Origin of the sequence: Candidatus Electronema sp. JC (genome assembly GCF_048287365.2) — a bacterium.
Taxonomy (GTDB): domain Bacteria; phylum Desulfobacterota; class Desulfobulbia; order Desulfobulbales; family Desulfobulbaceae; genus Electronema.
On sequence record NZ_JBLWEM020000016.1, the window covers coordinates 1 to 18,250 of the forward strand.

General features: G+C 59.5%; 23 protein-coding genes, 1 tRNA gene and 1 pseudogene. 15 read left to right on the plus strand and 10 right to left on the minus strand.

Annotated elements, in window-relative coordinates:
* The first annotated feature begins 444 nt into the window (after window positions 1-444).
* The 5 genes from ACNKH3_RS02070 (at window position 445) to ACNKH3_RS02090 (ending at window position 2,911) form a co-directional block, all read left to right on the plus strand.
* Entirely contained in the window at window positions 445-849 is a 405-nt protein-coding gene (locus tag ACNKH3_RS02070) for a hypothetical protein (protein ID WP_420208066.1), read from the plus strand.
* Between the two features lie 167 nt (window positions 850-1,016).
* Entirely contained in the window at window positions 1,017-1,166 is a 150-nt protein-coding gene (locus ACNKH3_RS02075; protein ID WP_420208067.1) for a pyridoxal-phosphate dependent enzyme, read from the plus strand.
* Window positions 1,167-1,244: 78 nt separating this feature from the next.
* Entirely contained in the window at window positions 1,245-1,997 is a 753-nt protein-coding gene (locus tag ACNKH3_RS02080; RefSeq protein WP_420208068.1) for a YdcF family protein, read from the plus strand.
* 122 nt (window positions 1,998-2,119) lie between these two features.
* Window positions 2,120-2,196 (plus strand) — tRNA-Arg (locus ACNKH3_RS02085).
* 52 nt (window positions 2,197-2,248) lie between these two features.
* The gene (locus ACNKH3_RS02090; protein ID WP_420208069.1) at window positions 2,249-2,911 is read left to right on the plus strand and encodes a ComF family protein; all 663 of its coding nucleotides are present in this window, start codon (window positions 2,249-2,251) and stop codon (window positions 2,909-2,911) included.
* On the opposite strand, the gene dusB is transcribed toward ACNKH3_RS02090, so the two are convergent.
* From dusB to ACNKH3_RS02105, 3 genes are read right to left on the minus strand one after another with little or no spacing between them, the layout of a single operon-like run.
* Window positions 2,912-3,859 carry a tRNA dihydrouridine synthase DusB gene (dusB, locus tag ACNKH3_RS02095; RefSeq protein WP_417917107.1) on the minus strand — a complete coding sequence of 316 codons (948 nt, stop codon included), beginning with the start codon at window positions 3,857-3,859 and terminating at the stop codon, window positions 2,912-2,914.
* Complete coding sequence (locus ACNKH3_RS02100; RefSeq protein WP_420208070.1) at window positions 3,853-5,328, minus strand: class-II fumarase/aspartase family protein; 1,476 nt, start codon at window positions 5,326-5,328, stop codon at window positions 3,853-3,855. The genes dusB and ACNKH3_RS02100 overlap by 7 nt, the downstream gene beginning before the upstream one ends.
* Before the next feature lie 20 nt (window positions 5,329-5,348).
* Complete coding sequence (locus tag ACNKH3_RS02105) at window positions 5,349-5,591, minus strand: DUF6868 family protein (RefSeq protein WP_420208071.1); 243 nt, start codon at window positions 5,589-5,591, stop codon at window positions 5,349-5,351.
* A 248-nt stretch (window positions 5,592-5,839) separates the two neighbouring features.
* Here ACNKH3_RS02105 and ACNKH3_RS02110 point away from each other — a divergent pair, with 248 nt between their 5' ends.
* Window positions 5,840-7,225: a substrate-binding domain-containing protein gene (locus ACNKH3_RS02110; RefSeq protein ID WP_420208072.1), complete on the plus strand. Its 1,386-nt coding sequence runs from the start codon at window positions 5,840-5,842 to the stop codon at window positions 7,223-7,225.
* 202 nt (window positions 7,226-7,427) lie between these two features.
* Here ACNKH3_RS02110 and ACNKH3_RS02115 read toward each other — a convergent pair whose 3' ends face one another.
* The 3 genes from ACNKH3_RS02115 to rdgC all read right to left on the minus strand — a co-directional run bounded on the left by ACNKH3_RS02115 (window position 7,428) and on the right by rdgC (window position 9,909).
* Entirely contained in the window at window positions 7,428-8,666 is a 1,239-nt protein-coding gene (locus ACNKH3_RS02115) for a right-handed parallel beta-helix repeat-containing protein (RefSeq protein WP_417916038.1), read from the minus strand.
* Window positions 8,667-8,733: 67 nt separating this feature from the next.
* The gene (locus tag ACNKH3_RS02120) at window positions 8,734-9,288 is read right to left on the minus strand and encodes a hypothetical protein (protein ID WP_417916039.1); all 555 of its coding nucleotides are present in this window, start codon (window positions 9,286-9,288) and stop codon (window positions 8,734-8,736) included.
* Between the two features lie 15 nt (window positions 9,289-9,303).
* Window positions 9,304-9,909 (minus strand): recombination-associated protein RdgC, encoded by a 606-nt coding sequence (rdgC, locus tag ACNKH3_RS02125; RefSeq protein WP_417916040.1) that lies wholly within the window; start codon window positions 9,907-9,909, stop codon window positions 9,304-9,306.
* A gap of 239 nt (window positions 9,910-10,148) precedes the next feature.
* Here rdgC and ACNKH3_RS02130 point away from each other — a divergent pair, with 239 nt between their 5' ends.
* Window positions 10,149-10,904 carry a metallophosphoesterase gene (locus ACNKH3_RS02130; protein ID WP_420208073.1) on the plus strand — a complete coding sequence of 252 codons (756 nt, stop codon included), beginning with the start codon at window positions 10,149-10,151 and terminating at the stop codon, window positions 10,902-10,904.
* Here the strand turns inward: ACNKH3_RS02130 and ACNKH3_RS02135 are convergent.
* The 3 genes from ACNKH3_RS02135 to ACNKH3_RS02145 all read right to left on the minus strand — a co-directional run bounded on the left by ACNKH3_RS02135 (window position 10,809) and on the right by ACNKH3_RS02145 (window position 13,881).
* On the minus strand, window positions 10,809-11,837 hold the full coding sequence (locus ACNKH3_RS02135) for a histone deacetylase (protein ID WP_420208074.1): 1,029 nt from the start codon (window positions 11,835-11,837) through the stop codon (window positions 10,809-10,811). The genes ACNKH3_RS02130 and ACNKH3_RS02135 overlap by 96 nt on opposite strands.
* A 7-nt stretch (window positions 11,838-11,844) precedes the next feature.
* Window positions 11,845-12,459 carry a 5-formyltetrahydrofolate cyclo-ligase gene (locus tag ACNKH3_RS02140; protein ID WP_420208075.1) on the minus strand — a complete coding sequence of 205 codons (615 nt, stop codon included), beginning with the start codon at window positions 12,457-12,459 and terminating at the stop codon, window positions 11,845-11,847.
* Between the two features lie 90 nt (window positions 12,460-12,549).
* A complete protein-coding gene (locus tag ACNKH3_RS02145) occupies window positions 12,550-13,881 on the minus strand; it encodes a YeeE/YedE thiosulfate transporter family protein (RefSeq protein ID WP_420208076.1) in 1,332 nt (443 codons plus the stop codon).
* A gap of 439 nt (window positions 13,882-14,320) precedes the next feature.
* Here ACNKH3_RS02145 and ACNKH3_RS02150 point away from each other — a divergent pair, with 439 nt between their 5' ends.
* The 8 genes from ACNKH3_RS02150 to ACNKH3_RS02185 all read left to right on the plus strand — a co-directional run bounded on the left by ACNKH3_RS02150 (window position 14,321) and on the right by ACNKH3_RS02185 (window position 17,981).
* Window positions 14,321-14,578, plus strand: a complete 258-nt coding sequence (locus ACNKH3_RS02150; protein WP_420208077.1) for a sulfurtransferase TusA family protein — start codon at window positions 14,321-14,323, stop codon at window positions 14,576-14,578.
* A gap of 41 nt (window positions 14,579-14,619) precedes the next feature.
* Window positions 14,620-14,952 carry a hypothetical protein gene (locus ACNKH3_RS02155; RefSeq protein WP_420208078.1) on the plus strand — a complete coding sequence of 111 codons (333 nt, stop codon included), beginning with the start codon at window positions 14,620-14,622 and terminating at the stop codon, window positions 14,950-14,952.
* A 12-nt stretch (window positions 14,953-14,964) separates the two neighbouring features.
* The gene (locus ACNKH3_RS02160; protein ID WP_417915951.1) at window positions 14,965-15,312 is read left to right on the plus strand and encodes a hypothetical protein; all 348 of its coding nucleotides are present in this window, start codon (window positions 14,965-14,967) and stop codon (window positions 15,310-15,312) included.
* A 20-nt stretch (window positions 15,313-15,332) separates the two neighbouring features.
* Window positions 15,333-15,506, plus strand: coding sequence for a hypothetical protein (locus ACNKH3_RS02165; protein ID WP_417915952.1), 174 nt, complete (start codon window positions 15,333-15,335; stop codon window positions 15,504-15,506).
* Window positions 15,507-15,796: 290 nt separating this feature from the next.
* On the plus strand, window positions 15,797-16,909 hold the full coding sequence (locus ACNKH3_RS02170; protein ID WP_420208079.1) for a serine hydrolase domain-containing protein: 1,113 nt from the start codon (window positions 15,797-15,799) through the stop codon (window positions 16,907-16,909).
* Window positions 16,910-17,091: 182 nt separating this feature from the next.
* Entirely contained in the window at window positions 17,092-17,343 is a 252-nt protein-coding gene (locus tag ACNKH3_RS02175) for a type II toxin-antitoxin system Phd/YefM family antitoxin (RefSeq protein WP_420208082.1), read from the plus strand.
* Window positions 17,340-17,594 carry a Txe/YoeB family addiction module toxin gene (locus ACNKH3_RS02180; protein ID WP_420208080.1) on the plus strand — a complete coding sequence of 85 codons (255 nt, stop codon included), beginning with the start codon at window positions 17,340-17,342 and terminating at the stop codon, window positions 17,592-17,594. The genes ACNKH3_RS02175 and ACNKH3_RS02180 overlap by 4 nt, the downstream gene beginning before the upstream one ends.
* Before the next feature lie 39 nt (window positions 17,595-17,633).
* Window positions 17,634-17,981, plus strand: coding sequence for a nucleotidyltransferase domain-containing protein (locus ACNKH3_RS02185; protein ID WP_420208081.1), 348 nt, complete (start codon window positions 17,634-17,636; stop codon window positions 17,979-17,981).
* Window positions 17,982-18,042: 61 nt separating this feature from the next.
* On the opposite strand, the pseudogene ACNKH3_RS02190 reads toward ACNKH3_RS02185, so the two are convergent.
* Window positions 18,043-18,250 (minus strand): annotated as a pseudogene (locus ACNKH3_RS02190) (isocitrate lyase); the annotation flags it as partial.

Sequence of the window (18,250 nt, forward strand, 5' to 3'; positions counted from 1 at the left end):
GGGATTCTGCTCGACGCGGTAGCGGATGGCCATGATGATGTCCTCTCTGGGTGGTTAACGTGCTGATGCTGCCGGACAATGCGTTGATTTCCCAAGATACGGAGCAGCAGGCCCGCTGTCAATGAAAATATGGGCGGAGTCTATGCAGGCATGGGGCGATCCCCGATGCTGGCATGGAGGCATGTCCCAACGAGCTTGGAGCTGCCCTCCAACGCAGCATGGAGGATCACGCCATGCTGGCATTGAGATTCCCCTCATGCCAGCATTGAAATTTGCTCCATGCTGGCATGGAGCGGAGGCCGCCTGCTGGATTGCCGGATTTTCTTTGTTGACGCGGGGGGAGATACTCCGTAAAGTGAGTGGTTGTTTCACTGATACTGTCAGTGTGTTTCTAATCTTCTGTACCGCCTTCGGTGGTGAATTTTTAAACAAAGGAGAAAAAAGATGAAACGAGTACTATGGAGTACCATTATTGTATGCTTAGGTGTGCTGGGTACAGGTATAGGTACGGCTTTCGCTGAAAAATGCGATGGCACAGAAGGTATGATTAATGGGGAGTGGCAAATCCATTGGATCAAGACAGGCAATACCTGCTCCTGCTCTGGTGATGCCGAAACATGGACGGTGACCCAGACCAAACAAGGCACAATGACAGCTAACCTTACGGTTTATAGAGGCTATAAAGGTAAAGGATTTATGGCTATGAAGCGTAATGTGACGGATGGGAATGACTGCAACTACATTGGTGCGGTAATAGGTGATATGACACAAGGAAAGTACAGTATCAAAGGACAGTACTTTTGCAAAAACGGAGGGCCGTATAACTGGGAGGTGACGTGCGTCAAGTGACCGACAAGTTATACGGAAGCAGCCTGACTGTGTTTAGTTGAGGAACGACACCCGACACCTTGTTTGCCCTTTCCTTTTCTTGCTGCCTCTGTCAACAGGGAAAGGAAAGTAGGGCGCAGCGCCACTTAAACTCACACCTCCCGCACGATCTCTTTCCGCTTGTTCTGATGAACCTCCTCTCCCTGATCGGCAACACGCCCATAGTCCCGCTGCGGCGGCTGGCATCTCCTGAAGGCGGCGCAATCTACGCCAAGCTGGAAGCTATGAACCCCGGCGGCTCGGTGAAAGACCGGCCCGCGCTGCTGACGATTGGTTGAGGCTTGGGCGCGGCATGTCTGCCAAGAACTGCATGGCCGTCATGAATGTCCAATTCAGTCAGGAGGAAGGACGACTTTATGAATTTTTTTATAATTCACTGCATAGAGGCTGGAATCTGTCCGCCGGGCGGACCGATCCTGCTCTTGCTGGCAGGTTTGGCGGCCCATAAACGCTGGCAGCGCGCTTCATTGATTTTGATCAGCCTGGCGGCGCTGATCCTCTACTTCAGCAGCATTCCCTTCACCAATGGACTGCTTGCGCGTTGGCTTGAGCCGGAGCAGCCGCCCGCTGTTGCGACTCTTAAAACCGCAGGGGCTATTGTTGTCCTCGGATTCCGACCTTACCACAACGCGCCTGAGTACGGCGGCGCGACCTCGGATCCGGATGAAATTTCACGGCTGCGTTACGCCGCGCGCCTCCATAGAAATACCGGCCTGCCCGTTGCGGTCATCGGCGGCGACAGGCTCAATACAGGAAGCACTGGCTCTGCGAGGATGGGAGACGTGCTTGAGCGGGAATTCAATGTGCCTGTCCGCTACAGGGATGGCCGCAGTGCTCACACGTTCGACAACGCTAAATACGCTCATGAGATGCTCTCGAAAGACGGCATCAGCCGTATTGTGCTGGTGACTCACGCATGGCACATGCGGCGTTCAAAGCTCTCGTTTGAGCAGGAAGGTTTTTCAGTCATAGCGGCGCCTACGCAATTCTTCATCCCCGGCCCGCTGCAAAAAGGAATTGGAGCATGGGTGCCGACATCTGACGCTTTGGAGCGCAATCGATGGTTTTTTCACGAAATTGCAGGACTGCTGTGTTTCGCGTTTTTTTGAAAAGCGCAGCAGGCTGATCCTGTTTGCGTGCAACAGCGGCGGTGAAGGGGCAGCCCCGAATATGAGGGTTGATTTTCACCGCCCTGCACGGTATATTGTTTCAGCTTCATCCCGCCGCATCCGCGCCAATAGCTCAGCTGGATAGAGCAACGGCCTTCTAAGCCGTAGGCCGCAGGTTCGAATCCTGCTTGGCGCACCAGCAATCACCGTTCTGAACACGAGAGCCGAGCAGCCTGCGGGCATTTTCCAGCATGGCGACAACGTTGCTTGCGGCCTTCCTTGAACTGCTCTTCCCGCCCCGCTGCATAGGCTGCGGGGAGCAGATGCTTTCTTCCCGCCCGCCGCTCTTCTGCCCGGCCTGCCAGACCAAGCTCGCTCCTTTTCCGCCCTGCTCCGCCCGGCAGAATGACCTCCCGTTCATCGCGCATTCGCTCTGCATTTATCAAGAGCCAATCAGCAGCCTCTTGGTGCGGCTGAAATTCAAGGGCGACCTTTCCGGCCTGTCAACCATCGCCGCGCTGGCCCGCGCGGCACAAGCGGAACGCCTGCCGCCGGAGCCGGACTTGATCCTGCCGGTGCCGCTGCACCGCAGCCGCCTGCGCTGGCGCGGCTTCAATCAGGCCGTCCTGCTGGCGAGAACTTGTTTCCCCTGCTGGAAGGACAAAATCCGCGTTGACCTGCTTCAGCGGCATAAAAAGACTGCGCCGCAGCTCGGTCTGAGCGGCGCGGAACGGCGCAGCAATTTGGCCGGGGCCTTCCGCGTCCGCAGGCCAGAGGCGGTCAGCGGCAGGCGCGTGCTGCTGGTGGATGATGTTTTCACCACCGGCTCGACCCTGCGCGAATGCGCCGAGGCGCTGCGGCAGGCCGGAGCGGCGGAGATTGCAGCCTTCACAGTGGCGCGGGCAGCGGGCTGATCAGCTGAGGACGCGCAGCAACTCTTCCAAGGCGGCGATATCCGGGCAGGCCATGATCTCCTGCCGGACCGCCGCTGCGCCGGGCAGTCCGGCCAGACAGCGGCTGACGTGGTTCTTGATGCGGAAGAGGAGCTTAGTTGTGTCGATGTGCTGCCCGGCCAGCTCCAGATAGCGGCGGATGAGCGGCAGCCGGGCGGCAAGACTCTCCGGCCTGCCTTCTGGCCGGAATATCCACGGATTGCCCAGCGCGCCCCGCCCGATCATCACCGCGTCGCAGCCGGTCTCGGCCATCATCGCCAAGCCATCCGAATGGCTGCAAATGTCGCCGTTGCCGATCACCGGAATGGCCACCGCCCGCTTCACCGCCGCGATCATCTGCCGGTCGGCCCGTCCGCCGAACTGCTGCGCCCAAGTGCGGGCGTGGATGGTCACGGCAGCGGCCCCGGCGGCCTCGCACATCCGGGCGAAGTCCGGCGCGACAATGGAATCGTCGTTCCAGCCGCTGCGGAACTTGACCGTCACCGGCAAGCTCGTGCTGTCCGCCACCGCACGGATGATCTGCTCGGCCAGCGCACGGTTCTCCGGCTTCATCAGGGCGACTCCGCAGCGTTTTTTCACCACTTTCGGCACCGGACAGCCCATGTTGATGTCAATCAGATCCACCGGCATGACCGAGACCGCCGCCGCCGCCCGGCCCATGCTCTCCGGCTCGCTGCCGAAAAGCTGCACCGACCAAGGCCGCTCCTCCGGCACGGTCTTGAGCATGGCGATGGTCTGCTGCTGGCCGTAATTGAGGCCGTGGCAGCTGATCATCTCCGAGACGACCAGCCCGGCCCCCTGCTCGCGGCAGAGCAGGCGGAAGGCCAAATCGGTGTAGCCGGCCAGCGGCGCGAGGATGAAAGGATTGTCAAGCGTGAGCGGGCCGATGCGCATGGCCTTGTTCAGCACATCTGGCAGCCTCTGCCCCGCGCCTTGAGCGGACAGCTGTCGCCGTCAATGATCAGCGGGCAGAGCTGGCGGCTCTGCGGCGGCAGGCCGGTGAAGCCGCGCAGCCTGGCCTTCACGCCGTCCACAGTCCGCTGACTCAGCTCCTTGGCCATGCCGATGTGCTTCTCCGGCAGGATGGCCTGCTCGATCTCCTCGCGCTGAAAATTGCCTGCCACCTCCGGCTGCTGCATCAGAATGTCCAGCACGGGCCGGCGGCTGTCCGCCGCCTCCATCGCGACCTTGTAGACCAGAGCGTGGGCGTTCTCCTTGCCGATTTTCGTGCCGATGAAGAACATCAGGGCCTCGCTGGAAATCAGCGGCGCGGCGCGGAGGACGTTCTCGCGCACCCGCTCCTCGTGCACGGTCATGTCGGCGAGAATGTGCTTCATCATCGCCAGCAGGCCGCAGGTGTAGAGCGACGCGTCGGTGAGCGCGGCCCATTCCAGCCGCACCGAGCGGTAGTCGCGCTCGTGCTCGCAGAGCAGGCTGTCAAAGCCGAGCATGGCCTGCGCCTTGACCAATTTTGATAAAACCACCACCTGCTCGCACAGCTCCGGGTTGCGCTTGTGCGGCATGGTGCTGCTGCCGATCTTGCCGAGATGGAACGGCTCTTCCATCTCGCCGGTTTCGTTGCGGGCAAGGCAGCGTATTTCGTCAGCAATCCGCGCCAGCGAGCCGCAGATCAGGGCGAGGACGGAGAGGTATTCGGCGAAGCGGTCGCGGGCGGCATGCCAGGCCACCATCGGGGCGGCAAGTCCGAGCCGGGATGAAAATTCCTCCAGCAGCGGCAGCGCCTTGTCGCCGAACGCGTCCATTGTCCCCACGCCGCCGAAAAGCTGACTGACCAAAACCCGCTTCTTCATCGCTTGCAGCCGCTCGAAATTGCGCCAGGTCTCGTCGAGCCAGCCCGCCATTTTCAGGCCCATTGTCGTCGGCAGGGCGTGCTGGCAGTGGGTGCGGCCTATGGTCACCAAATCCTGATGCTGCTGCGTCCGCTGGATGAGCAGCCGCGTCAGACAGTGCAGGTCGCGCTCGACAATGGCGATGATGTCGCGCAGCTCCAGCACTTGGGCGGTGTCCTGGATGTCCTGGGTCGTGGCTCCGAAGTGAATGAACTGGCCCGATTCTTTGTCGCAGGCGTTGCGCAGGGCAGCGAGCAGGGGCATCAGCGAATGATTGGTCAGCTTCAGCCCGGCGCGGATCTCTTCAAGGTTGAACAGGCTGATCTGCGCGTTCTGCTGGATGTTTTCCGCCGCTGCGACCGGGATGATGTCCAATCCGGCCATCGCCATGGCCAAGGCCGCCTCCACGTCCAGCCAGCGCTGGTAGCGGCGCAGGTCGCAGAAAACTTGGCGGGCCTCAGGCGTGGTGTAGCCGCCGCTGTAAAAGCTGGAGTCAGTGATGTGGCTGAGGGGAGTGCAGGCAGTCATCGTCTTGAGTCGGAAAAGTGTCAGGCGGCCAGCCGCAGAGCCAGATATGGCGCCACGTTCAGCAGCAGCACGCCGGTTTTATAGAAGGCCATTGCCGCGTAATGAATCGCGTCAAACTGCTCCGCCGGGATGCGGAACCAGCGGCCATGCAGCTGGAGCAGCCAGTCATGCGCGAAGCGGAAGACCAGGAACCAGAGCAGCAGGATGCCGTAGTTGATGACGGCGGACCAGAGGAGGACGGCGCAGGCAAGATCAAGGCTCATCAGTTCTTCTCCAAACGGCAAGGGGTGGATTCCGCTGACATGGCGGGCGCGGCTGGCGGTGTGGAGGCAGCGTATAGCCCGGCGGCGGCTTTGTCAAGGACTTTGGCCCTGACGCATCCCCGGCGGCGGCTTTCTCACGTTTTCCTCGCCGCTGTTTAATACCTTCTGAACAGAGACCCGGTTCAATCAAGACCCTCAGCCGCTGCCGCCGGCAGCCGGACAGATCAACCGCTTTCAAGGAGAGAACGATGAAGAGGACAGCCTGTCTTGCGGCATTTGCCGCAGCCTTGGCCTTCACCGCCGCGCCGCCGGAAGGCGCCGCCCAGCAGCGCGAGACCATCCTGCGCATTCACGGCTCCAACACGGTCGGAGCGCAGCTTGCCCCTGACCTGGCCGCCGCCTTCCTGCTCAAGCAGGGAGCTGCCGCCGTGCGGCGGAAGGAGATCGCCGCAGGCACGGAGATGGACGTTGAGGGCGATTTTCCCGGCGAGCAGCGGGTCAAGGTCATTGAAATCCGGGCGCATGGCTCCTCCACCGCCTTCAAGGGGCTGAAGGAGGAGCAGTGCGACATCGGCATGGCCTCGCGGAAGATCAAGGACAGCGAGCTGAAAGAGCTTGCCGCGCTCGGCGACATGAGCGGCAGCGCCAGCGAGCATGTGCTGGCCTTGGACGGCGTGGCGGTCATCGTCAACAGCGCCAACACCGCTGTGTCGAAAATGAGCTTCAGCGAGCTCGCCCAAGTTTTTTCCGGTGAGATCAGCGACTGGTCAAAGCTCGGCTGGACAGCTGCGCCGATCAGCCTTCATGCCCGCGATGAGAACTCCGGCACCCACGACACCTTCAAAAGCCTGGCGCTGGGAGAGAAAAAACTGGCGGCGGCGCAACGCTGGGATTCCAATGAGGGCCTTTCTGACGCGGTGAACAAGGACATCCGCGCTCTCGGCTACTGCGGCCTGCCCTATGTCAAGCACAACAAGGCGCTGGCCATCTCCGACGGCGGCCCGGCGGTGCGGCCCACGGTCTTCACTGTGGCCACCGAAGACTATCCGGTCAGCCGCCGCCTTTATTTGTACACTCCGGCTGTCCCGGAAAATCCCCACACCCAAGATTTCATTTCCTTCGCCTTGGGCAGCGAAGGGCAGCAGTTGGTCAGGAAGCATAAATTTGTTGATCTGACCGTCTCCGCCGAGGAGCACAAGGTCGAGGTCGCTCTGGGAACCAATCAGAACTATCAGGTGCTGTACAAATATCTGACCGCTGTGCGGGGCGCGAAACGGCTGTCGGCCAGCTTCCGCTTCAAAGGCGAGACGCTGGAATTAGACAGCAAGGCCCAGCGCGATCTTGACCGGCTGGTCGACTTCTTCGCCGCGCAGGGGCCGAAAGAGGTGATTCTCGCTGGATTCTCCGACCGCGAGGAGGATGCGTCCCGCCGGGCCGAGGGGCCGGTTGACCGCAGATATGCCGAGAATTTGGAGCTGTCCTGCAAGCGGGCGGAAGCGGTCAGGGAGGAGCTGAATTCGCGCGGCATCAAAACGGCGGAGCTGCTCTGCGTCGGCAGCGAGCTGCCGGTGGCCGCCAACACCGCAGAGCTGGGCCGGGAGAAAAACCGCCGGGTGGAAGTCTGGATGCGGTGATGGAGTCACTGACAGCAAGCGTCCTCTTTCGGAGACAGCATAGTGTGAGCTACGGAGGCACTACGGTGTCTCGGTAGGAGACACTACGCTAACTCGGATGGAGTCACCATAGTGTCTCTTGGGGAGATACTATGGTGTCTCCCCGCCGCCGACTGCCCGCTGAATGGCCGCACGGTGCCGCAGGGCGATTGGCGAGCTGCATCTACTCCTTGTTGCCGCGCCGCTGCACGTTTGCTTCGCAGTCTGGGTCAATGTCCCATGCTCCCCTGTCATTATCTCGAAGGTCATTGTCCTCGAATATGCCACCTCCGTTATCACACACTCTAATACCTACGCCCCCGTTTTGAGAGATGCAGTTGCGTCGCAGGGTCGCACTTCCGTTTGACGTGATTATCACACCACCCAATCCGTTGACGGAGATTTCGTTATCCTCCAGCGTACTTTGACTCGGCCCGCGAACATCAATACCGTATGTCGGAGCATCAAGAATACGGTTACGGCACAAACATGGAGTTGCGCTGCCGTGAATCAATACGCACCTCATACCTTTCCCTGAGATAACGCAATCATCAAGTTTAAGTTTACCTTGGGAAATATCGATACAAGATTTACCATGTCTACTGATGACCCAATCTTCTATGCCATTTTGGCGAATTGTAAGATTAGTAATTTTTCCATTGTCAGCTCGAAAGAGAACTCCGACATGCTTGTAAAATGATTCAATTACAATGTCGTTTCTATCTCCGTCACCCTCTATTTCAACTGGCTTGTCAATCACAATGGCTTCCTTGTACAAACCAGGTCGCACAAGGATTCGCGTACCAGATTTCGCTGCTTTGATCGCATCGGTGATAGTTGCATAGTCACCACGGCCTTTCTGATCAACAATTATGGTGTGCGGCTCGGTCGTTGCTGCTGGCGCAAGCGGCTGTCTTCGCTCCAAGGCTTCCATAATCTGCTGCGCCATCTTCGCAAGGGCTTTACGAAGCTGCGGCGAGGTGAAGTCCTCAAAGCGCAAGTCCCGCCAATCCGCATACTGCCGCGCCGCGATAGTCTTCGCCAACTCGTCCTGTTCCCGCTTGGCTTTATCTTGCAGCACAGGGCAATTGACATAATAAACCGGCAGGATGAGATCACTGCGGCCCAGCGTCTCTTCCCGCTTCAGGAACCGCTCCAGCTCATCCCGGCAGGCCGCGCTTTTGAAGAATGCTGGCGTGAGGATAGGAATGAGAAAGGTGACAGCATCAAGCGACTGGTTGATGCGATCCTGCCACTGCTGGCCCCAAGCAATGTCCTTGCGGTCTTGAAAGATGTCGAACGGCTCGCCGGTGTGCATCCGCACTTCGCCGCTCAGACGTTCGCGGAACTGCGTCATCCATCCGTTGTCATGACGGTCGTCCTCATTCACATAACTCATGAAGGCAAGTGCTGTCCGGCTCATGTCAATTTTCTCCGCAGCGGCAAGAACTGGCTGTTTCTGAAGCAGGGGGAAATCCCCCTGCGCAGTTTCACGCCGCTGCCAGCTCCGCGCCGCTGCTGATCCACCGCCGCAGCCGGAGCAGCTCGTCGTTCCAGCGGTCTGAGACCCGGAGCTGAATGAAGACCCGGAACAGATCGTTGACCAAATCAATGCCCTCTTCCAGCAGGGCAACGCGCTCCAGAATCTGCCCTTCCAGCCCTTCGCGCTCATTGCCGCCGCCCTCGTCGGCCCCGGCAGTGGCGGGCAGCTTCATGCTGCGGAACTCCAGCGTGGCCGCTGTGAGGGTGAAGCTGTACTCGCGCTCCTCGCTGCCGATTTTCAGGCGGGCCTGCTCCGGCCGCTTGCCAAGAGCCAGCCCGGCGCGGGCCTCCTTCAGCTCAGTCATCAGGCCGCGACAGACCAGCTTTTCGCATTCCGGGCCTTCGCCGCACTCCAGCAGCATGTGCTTCTCAAAGACCACTGGCACATCGCCACGGCTTGGCACAGCCACGCTGCCGCCCCGCTCCTCGGATTTGCACCAGAGCCAGATCAGGAACTCTTGGCCAAGGAAACGTTTTTCTTCGATGATGTCAAGCAAATCCATGTTCGTTGCCGTGGGTTAGAGTAAGGATGCGGGCTGGAGGGTTTCGAGCTTGGCAGCCGCCTGCTCGTCGAGGAGCTGAAGCGCGCTGTTCCACGGCACCTGCATGACTAAGGAAAGGCCGAAGGTCTCCCTGAACAGCTCCTCCAGCAAAGCCAGCGGCTTGCGGCCATTGGAGAAAAACAGCACCGTGCCTTTCGGCACGTTCCAGCAGAGGTCATAGACCGCAGGCACGGGCGGCGACTTGCGCATCAGCTCGGCCTTGATCCGCTCCTTGATCTCCAGCCGGACTGTGCGGCTGAGACGGCGCAGGTCTTTCTCCTCTTTGATCCGCGCCTCCTCTTTGGCCGCGAATTTCTTCAACACTGCGCCGGAGACCTTGCGCTCGTCCACCCGCAGTGCCAGCGTCACATAATCGCCTGCGGCATAGGAGCCATAGGCGAACCGGGAGTCGAACATGTCGCCGACCGAAACCCAGCCGATGGACAGCTCGTCAAGGGTGTCGTCAATGTCCTTGAAACTGTGCTTCGCCACCTGCTCCGCAATAAAATCCCACGCATTGCCGGGAAGCTCGCCCTCCACCGTGAAGCGGGTGAAGGATGCGCTGCCTGCTAAGAGACCCATATAACTTGTCCTTTTTAAAAAATATATCCGGCCTGAGAAGGGGCCGTCAGAAAGAAATCCGCCTCAAACCTTATAATAAAGCACGGCAGGAGGCAACAGGGAAGTGCGGGCTGCGGACGAAACGGCCAAGCTGCGTCTTGCATTGCCTGCCTTGGCAGGGGTATTATGGCGGAGAAAAGCGGCGCGGCCCGCCTCAGGCAGGGCGCCCGGCAAGACAACAAATTCGCGAGAAGAACACGATGCCTGATTTAGCTGCGACCTGCGTCGTCGGCGACATACACGGATGCGGCGCGGCCTTGGACGAGCTGCTGGCCTTGGTGGAAGACCGGGCGGAATCCTTTGTCTTCCTTGGCGACTACATTGACCGGGGGCCTGACTCCAAGGGCGTGATTGACCGCCTGCTCGCCTTCCGCGCCCGGCATCCCCGCACCGTCTTCCTGATGGGCAACCACGAGATGATGCTGCTCGAATACCTGCAAGGGCATGACGAGGATTTTTTCCTCAACGCCGGAGGCAGCGAGACTTTGGCCAGCTACGGCATCAGCCCGGAAGCCGGGCCGGAGGAAGTGGCCGCACAGCTTCCGGCGGCGCATCTGGACTTTCTCAACGAGCTGCCCATACTTTGGGAAGACCAGCACGGCTTTTATGTCCACGCCGGTCTGGAGCCGGGCGTGCATCCCAGCCGCCAGACCGCCGCCTGCTGCCTCTGGATCCGGGACGAGTTCATCCGCAGCATGCACCGTTTTGACAAGCCGGTGATTTTCGGCCATACAGTGTTCAAAAAGCCCTTGGTGCAGCGCAACAAGATCGGCATCGACACCGGCGCGGTCTACGGCGGCAGGCTCACCGCCCTGCTCCTGCCGGAAAAGGAGTTTGTCTCCGTGCAAACGGCGCGGCAGTCAGAACCGCCAGAAATCTTTGGCGATCAAAATGGCCTGTTCCAAGGCCGGGCAATCGGCCTGACTGTGAGCAAGCTGCTCCGCTTCTTCCGCTGAGAGACGCACCGGCCAGCGGCCTTCCTGCGCGAGGCCGGACAGCTCTCCCAAGACGGCCAGCGCGCCGTCGCGCATCGAGTCCAGATTGTAGCCGCCCTCCAGTGTCGCCAGCAGCCTGCCGCCGCAGATTTTCTCCGCCGCTTCGACCAGCCTGCGGGTCATATAGGCGATGCCCGCCGATGTCACCCGCATGTCGCCAAGCGGATCGCCTGCGCAGATGTCAAAGCCGCAGGAGAGCAGGATCAGCTCCGGCTTGTACGCCCGCGCCAGCGGCACGACCAGCTCATTGAAGACGCGGGCGTATTCCAGATCGCCCTGCCCGCCTGGCAGCGGCACGTTGACAGTGTGCCCCTCGCCATGCTCCATGCCGTTCTCCAGAGCCGCGCCCGTGCCGGGATAATAGGGGTATTTGTGCACGGAAAAATAGAGCACCTCTTGCATGTCATGAAAGCTCTCCTGCGTGCCGTTGCCGTGGTGCAAGTCCCAGTCCACAATCATGATCCGCCGCAGGCCCAGCTCTTGCATGGCCCAGCGGGCGGCCACGGCCACGTTGTTATAGAGACAGAAGCCCATGGCGTTCTCCTGCTCGGCATGATGGCCCGGCGGCCGGACAAGGCAGAAGGCGTTGTCGATCTCGCCGCTGAAGATGCGGCGGATGCCGTCCACCAACGCGCCGACAGCCAAACAGGCCGCCTCGTGCGAGCGGGCCGAGGCGTGGGTGTCCGGGTCAAGGGCCACGGTCTCGTGTCCCTGCGTTGCCGCCACGCGCCGCACCAGCTCCGCCGAGTGGTTGAGCCGGAGCACATCCTCATCGGCTGGCCCGAACTGCGGGCGGATAAAGCGGCTGCCAAGGCCGTCCTTGTCCAGCGCGTCATAAATCACCCGCAGCCGGTCCGGCGATTCGGGATGACCGTAGCCTGGCTGGTGCTGCAAAAAGAGTTCATCCCTGTATATCGCTGTTCTGCGCATCGCGAATCCTCCGGCAGTCATAAAGCTGCTCTTCTGTCACAAGCATGTCCATCAATTGGTCATGCGCCTCCAGCGGCGCCTGCTCAACCAGCTGCATTGCGTACGCCAGCGCGACGCGCAGGGCCTGCGGCGCGTCCTGGCTGAGAAAGCGGTCATAGAAGCCGCCGCCGTAGCCCAGCCTGCCGCCGAGCTGGTCAAAGACCGAGCCGGGAATCAGGGCGAGGTCAATTTCCGCCGGATGGACAGCCTGCTCCTTGTCCGGCTCCAGAATGCCGAAGCATCCCGGCCTGAGCTGGCTGGCCGGATCGGTGATCCGCACCGCCAGCAGTCTGCCCTCTTTGCGCAGCGTCAGCGGCACGGACACCGTTTTCCCGGCGGCGAGAAACTGTTCAATCAGGGGCAGTGTCTCCACCTCGCTGCGGAAATGGACGTAAACGAAAAAATGCCGCGCCGCGCAGACTGCCGGATGCCCGGTCAGCAAGGCGGCGATGCGGCGGCTTTTCTCTGCGCGGCTGGCCGGATCAAGCTGATCGCGGGCAGAGAGCATTGCCCGGCGGAGGAGGCAGCTGCTGGTTGTGTCGTTCATGTGCCCATTTTGCCTCTGAAAAAGAAAAATCGCAATGCCCAATCAAGGACACCGCGATTTTCAGGCCGGAATTCCGCCCTCAGCGCCGCATCACATTGGCACGATCAGCTTGTTGCTGTCTTCGTTCCACGTGACGACCACGTACCACAGGGCCATCATGAAGGCGATGATCCCCAGCGTCCAGCCGTAGCCCATCGCGTCGGGCATGTAGATGTAGCGGCCCAGATAGCCCGCCTTCTCAAAGCCGCTGACTGTGATGGATTCCGCCGCGTCGATGGCCTCCTGCAACTCCTCGACATCGTAGCCGATGAGGCCGAGCTTGGCCTGCGCCATCAGGCCCTTGAGGGCCTCGCCGCTCACTTCGACATCCATGCTGAACCATTTGGTCATCAGCGAGTTGGAGATGGCGAAAAACGGGACGACGATCCAGAGCTTGAGCTGCCCCTCGCCGACGCGCCAGAGGGTGCCGGAGCCGCAGCCGCCTGCGAACATGCCGCCGAGGCCGAAGAGGAAGCCGCCGACCACGCCGCCCCAGCCGAAGGTGCCGCGCACATAGTTGACCGGATCCAGCAGCGGCGCGCCTTCAATCCGCATTGGCACGGCGTATTTGACCACTGCGCCGCCAATGGCGAGGATGAAGATGGACAAAGCCACGGATTTGGCCAAGGTGCAGTCGCCGGTCATGTGCGGCTCGCGGAAGCCCTGAATCATGCACCAACGGCCCCGGTGCATGGCGTAGCCCAGCCCGGCGGCGATGAGCAGGATGCCGGAAAGGGAGGTGATGTAGTCCGCGCTGTCTCCTTCATAGCCGCTGTACCAATGCGCTCCGGCGACAATGACGACCAGCGTCACCAAGCCGAGCAGGTTCTGAACAGGGCGGGGAATGTCAACCGTCCACGCGCCGTTGGAACCCCAGCTGACATGCTCCATCTCCTTGTAGATCAGCCAGAGGCCGAGGATGACTCCGGCGACAATGCCCAGCCACATGCTGAAGCCGTTGGCCGCCAGATTGCCGAGGGCGTTGTACATGCCGCCAACATTGCAGCCGCCAGCCAAGGCCGAGCCGACACCCATCAGCACGCCGGCGATGGCCCCTTTGGCCGCCTCGCGGTAGGGCGGGAAACGGAAGGCGAACTGGCCGCCGAGGAAGGCGGAAAGAAAGGAGCCTGCCAGAAAGCCGATGCCGATCACCGAGCCGGAGTCAATCAGGATGGATCGGGCCGGACCTTCCGCGCCGAAAAGGCTGAGAAAAGAATCGCCCCAGTTGCGGTAGGCGCCCACCGCGCCCCAAGGCCGCCACCAGACCATCATCAGGATGCTCAGCAGGGCGATGATCACGCCGGTGATGTTGGCCTCCCATTCCGTCTCGCAGAGCTGCTTGTACAGATTTCTGATTTTGCCCAAAAAACTCGACTCGCTCATTGGTCTTCCCCTCTGTTAAAATATTTTTGATGACCGCGCTCTTCCGCGCGATGTTCTGTTTCCCAAATTGCCCCGCCGCCTGCGCTTCTGCGGTCAGGCATTTATTGTATAATTTCTTGCACCGCTTGTACAGTTTTTTTGCATGACCGCCTCAGTTCTTTTGCCGCGCTGAAAAAATTGCGCCGTCAGCGGAGAATTCAGCGCAAGATCAGCAGAATGCATCTTGCGGCGCAGACCGGCGAAAAATATCTTTTTTCTTTTTATTCCCTGAAGATAGGCGGCCCAGCCCGCTGGGGCTGTTTGCATTAACCCCTTGACAGATGCGATGCCATTCGTTATAGAGAACGAATCTTGTCGATTTTAAAGAGGCTGAAAAACAGCCTGATCAAAGGCAGTTCAGCCCGGAGCATTTTTTTTATTTCCAACACAGGAGAACCAAATGAGCGACGTGAAAACAGCACCCGATGGACTGGCAGTGGCAGCAGTGCTTGATGCGAAGGGCCTGAGCTGCCCGATGCCCCTGCTGCGCACCAAAAAGGAGATCGGCAAAATCAAGACCGGGGAGATCCTCCAGGTTGACGGCACCGATCCCGGCTCGCGCAACGACATCCCCGGCTGGTGCTCCCGCTCCGGCCATGAGTATCTGGGCGAGAAAGAGCAGACCGGCTACATCAGCTTCTTCGTCAAGAAGGGCTGATTTTCCTCACTCATCCAACCACCTCAAGGAGGAACTGGCCGATGTCCGCCGATCCGAACAAACTTGCTATTTTTGTCACCTCCCCGCAGAACATGAATCATGTTGTGGGGATCGCCGAAGCTGCGGCGAGAGCTGGCAAGAAGCCCATGATATTCTTCACCTACAAGTCCATCCACCTGACCAAGGACCCGCGCTTCGAGCCGCTGGCCAAGCTCTGCGGCGAAGACAACCTCGCCATCTGCGCGGACAGCTACACCTGCGAGGGCTATGACTCGGCCAAGGACATTCCTGCCGGGCTGACCGCCAAGCAGATGAGAACTCAGGCATTCCACGGCGCGCTGCTGGACGAATGCGGCAAGTACATCGTTCTATAAGGAGCCTGTGACATGGAATCGCTGAAAGTTTACATCCTGATCGCCAACCGCATGTACAACGACGGCATCCGCTCCGCGCTGGGGCTGGCGGTGGAGAACCACTACGGCTATCCGGTGGTGATGAACGGGGAGTTCCCCAGATTCTCCACCTACATGGCCGAGAACATGGCTTGGATCGCGGACATGGAGGGCGAGGTCTTCACCTGCGGCGCGCCTGCGCCGGAGACCATGCCGGAAGATGTCTCCATGACTGAGATCAGCTTGGAGGAGCTGGGCGAGCGGATGCGCGACGCTGACTACATCATTCCTTACGGCCTGCCCAAGCAGACCAACACCCCGCCGCCCGCCTGCGCGGAATAAGAGACGAGGAGAAGACGACCATGAAAATGCTTCAGGTGTACCGTTCCGAGCCGAACGAGGATGTGAAAACCTTGGTTGCCATCCTCAACCGCGACCGGGAAGCGGACGAGTTCAAGCTCTACGGCGAGACCCCCGACTACGACGAGCTGGTGCGGAAGATTTTCGCTGCTGACAAGACCGTCTGCTGGTGGTGAGAAGCCCTTCAGCCGCTGAACGGCTGTGAACGGAAGGCCCGTGACTGTTTCTGGTCACGGGCCTTTTCTGTTTCATGCCGCCCTTTCTTTCAAGAACAGTTTATATATATAAAAAGCTTGTTGTTATTAGCTCTGTCAGTTTGTTGAGAAGTCACCTAACCGCTTCATTTCACAGCCCATTCGATCTTGATAAGTTCTTGATAACTTGTTAGCAGGCGCGGCGGAACGAGGGCTGCTGAAAAAGTTATCAACAGGCTGAGCCGAGTTATCAACACGTTTTCAACAAAGTTATGAACAGGTTTCTGCGCGAGCTGTTAACAGAGGGCATCAGCGGCCAGGTCTTCCACGGCGCGGCAGCGGCAGTGGCCTGCGGCAGCGGCCCGGCCCGCCATTCCGCCTTTGCTTATGCCGGTGTTTTGAACAGCCGCGACCGCCTGCCAGTGACAGCCGACAGCCTCTTTGATCTCGCCTCTCTGAGCAAGGCCCTTTCCACCGCCCTGCTCTGCTTCAGCCTCTTTGCGGAAGGCAACATGTCGCCGGACAGCCGCCTTGCCGAGCTGCTGCCGGACGAGAAGATCCCGCCCGACAAGGCAGGAATCACCCTGCGCAGCCTGCTCTCGCATTCCTCCGGCCTGGCCGCCTATCAGCCGTGGTTCCGCGACTTCGCTCCGGCGCAAAATCAAGACAGCAAAGCGCGGCTGCTCCGCTTGATTCTCAACGAGCCGCTGGCCTATGCGCCGGGCAGCTGCTGTCTCTACAGCGACCTTGGCTTCATCCTCCTTGGCCATCTGCTTGCGACGCTGACCGGCAAGGATTTGGCCACGAATTTCCGCGAGCAGGTGACGCTGCCGCTGGGCTTGGACCAGGCGCTGTTCTACTGCCCTGCGGCAACGGAGCGCAGCCGCTGCGCCGCAACGGAAGCCTGTGCGTGGCGTGGACGCGTGATCCAAGGGGAGGTGCATGATGAGCACTGCTGGCTGCTGGGCGGGGCTGCGGGCCATGCCGGACTCTTCGGCACAGCGGCGGGCGTGCTGCGGCTCTGCGGGGCGATTTTAGACGGCTGGCTGGGCAAAGCGGCGGACGGCTGCGCCTGGGCCGCATTCCTGCCCGAGGCCCTGCGCCCGCAGCTTCCCGGCCAGACGTGGTGCATGGGCTTTGACACGCCCAGCGTTGGTGCGTCCAGCAGCGGCAGCTGCTTCTCTCCGGCCAGCGTCGGCCATCTCGGCTTCACTGGCACCTCTTTCTGGATGGACCCGGAACGCGAGCTGATCGTCGTCCTCTTAAGCAACCGGGTCCATCCCAGCCGCGACAACACCCGCATCCGCCAGTTCAGGCCATTTTTTCACGACGCTCTTTGGAGCAGCCAAATGGTGCTGGGAGACTTGCCGTTGTCATCCTTGTAGATGTCAATGGCCTTCGCAGGCAGAGCTGCTCCGCATCGATCTTGGAAACAATTGCCGGCCTCTTGGGATGCTCTTCTGGTCGGAAATGCGCAGAATATCGCCTGTGGATTCATATCCACCTTGCTCTGGAGCTTATCTCATGGTACAGTAAAATGTACATGTTCATTTGGGAGGATAAATGTATGGAGACGATTAGTTATACCACTGCACGGGGCAGTCTTGCTAAAACAATGAAAAAAGTCTGTGACGATCATTCGCCGGTGATTATCACCCGAAAGACTGCGCCGCCGGTGGTGATGATGTCGCTGGAGGATTTTTCTTCTCTGGAGGAAACTGCCTATCTGCTGCGGAGTCCTGAAAATGCTCAGCGGCTGCTCAAATCAATTGCTGAACTTGAGGCGGGCAAAGGCCATGAGAAGGAGCTTGAGGATTGAAGCTGATCTTTTCAGAAGAGGCGTGGGAGGACTATCTGTACTGGCAGCAGGCCGACAAAAAGACGTTGAAGCGTATCAATCTGCTTATCCGTGATATTCAGCGTTCGCCTTGTGTCGGGATCGGCAAGCCGGAGCCGCTGAAGCACGGCCTGTCCGGTTACTGGTCCCGCCGGATTACGGATGAACACCGCATTGTCTATAAAGCGGAAGAAGATGCTGTCTTAATTGCTCAACTTCGTTATCATTATTAGACTGCTCTCTCCGTAGCCATCTATTTGCGAGGAAAAAATATGAAGCCGGTTCTGCAATGGAAGAATGCTTCTCCGCGTGTCCTGCATTTTCTTCATCAGGTGCGGGAAGAAGTGCATCGTTTTGTTCCTGATGCGAAAGTGATTCTGCATGGTTCCCGCGTCCGCAATGAAGCCCGGCAGGACTCTGACTGGGATTTCCTGATCATCGCTGATCATCCGTTGGACAGAGAGATCATAACAAAGCTGAAGGACGGGCTGTATGATATTGAATTGGAAAATGATGAGGTGGTGAGCAGCATTATACGGAGCAGGCAGGAGTGGACTTCGCCTGAATACGATGCCTTGCCGTTCAAAAAGGCGGTGGAGAGAGAGGGTGTAGAATTGTGAACTACAAGGAGGAGATAATCCGCTACCGGCTTGAACGTGCTGAAGAAGTGCTACTCTTGCATTAAAATTGAGCCGCTTCTGTACTTTCGATCATTGCGTTTGTGGTGCCTGTTCCGACACATGTATTAATAAAATCAAATACTTCTGTACCAACTTCTGCTTGATGCCTTACGCTCGTGAATCCGCGTTCAGCCGCGAGGAATTCCTTGTTCTGAAAGTCGGCATAGGCTCCCATGCCGCGTTTTACGTAACTTTCCGCAAGTTCAAAA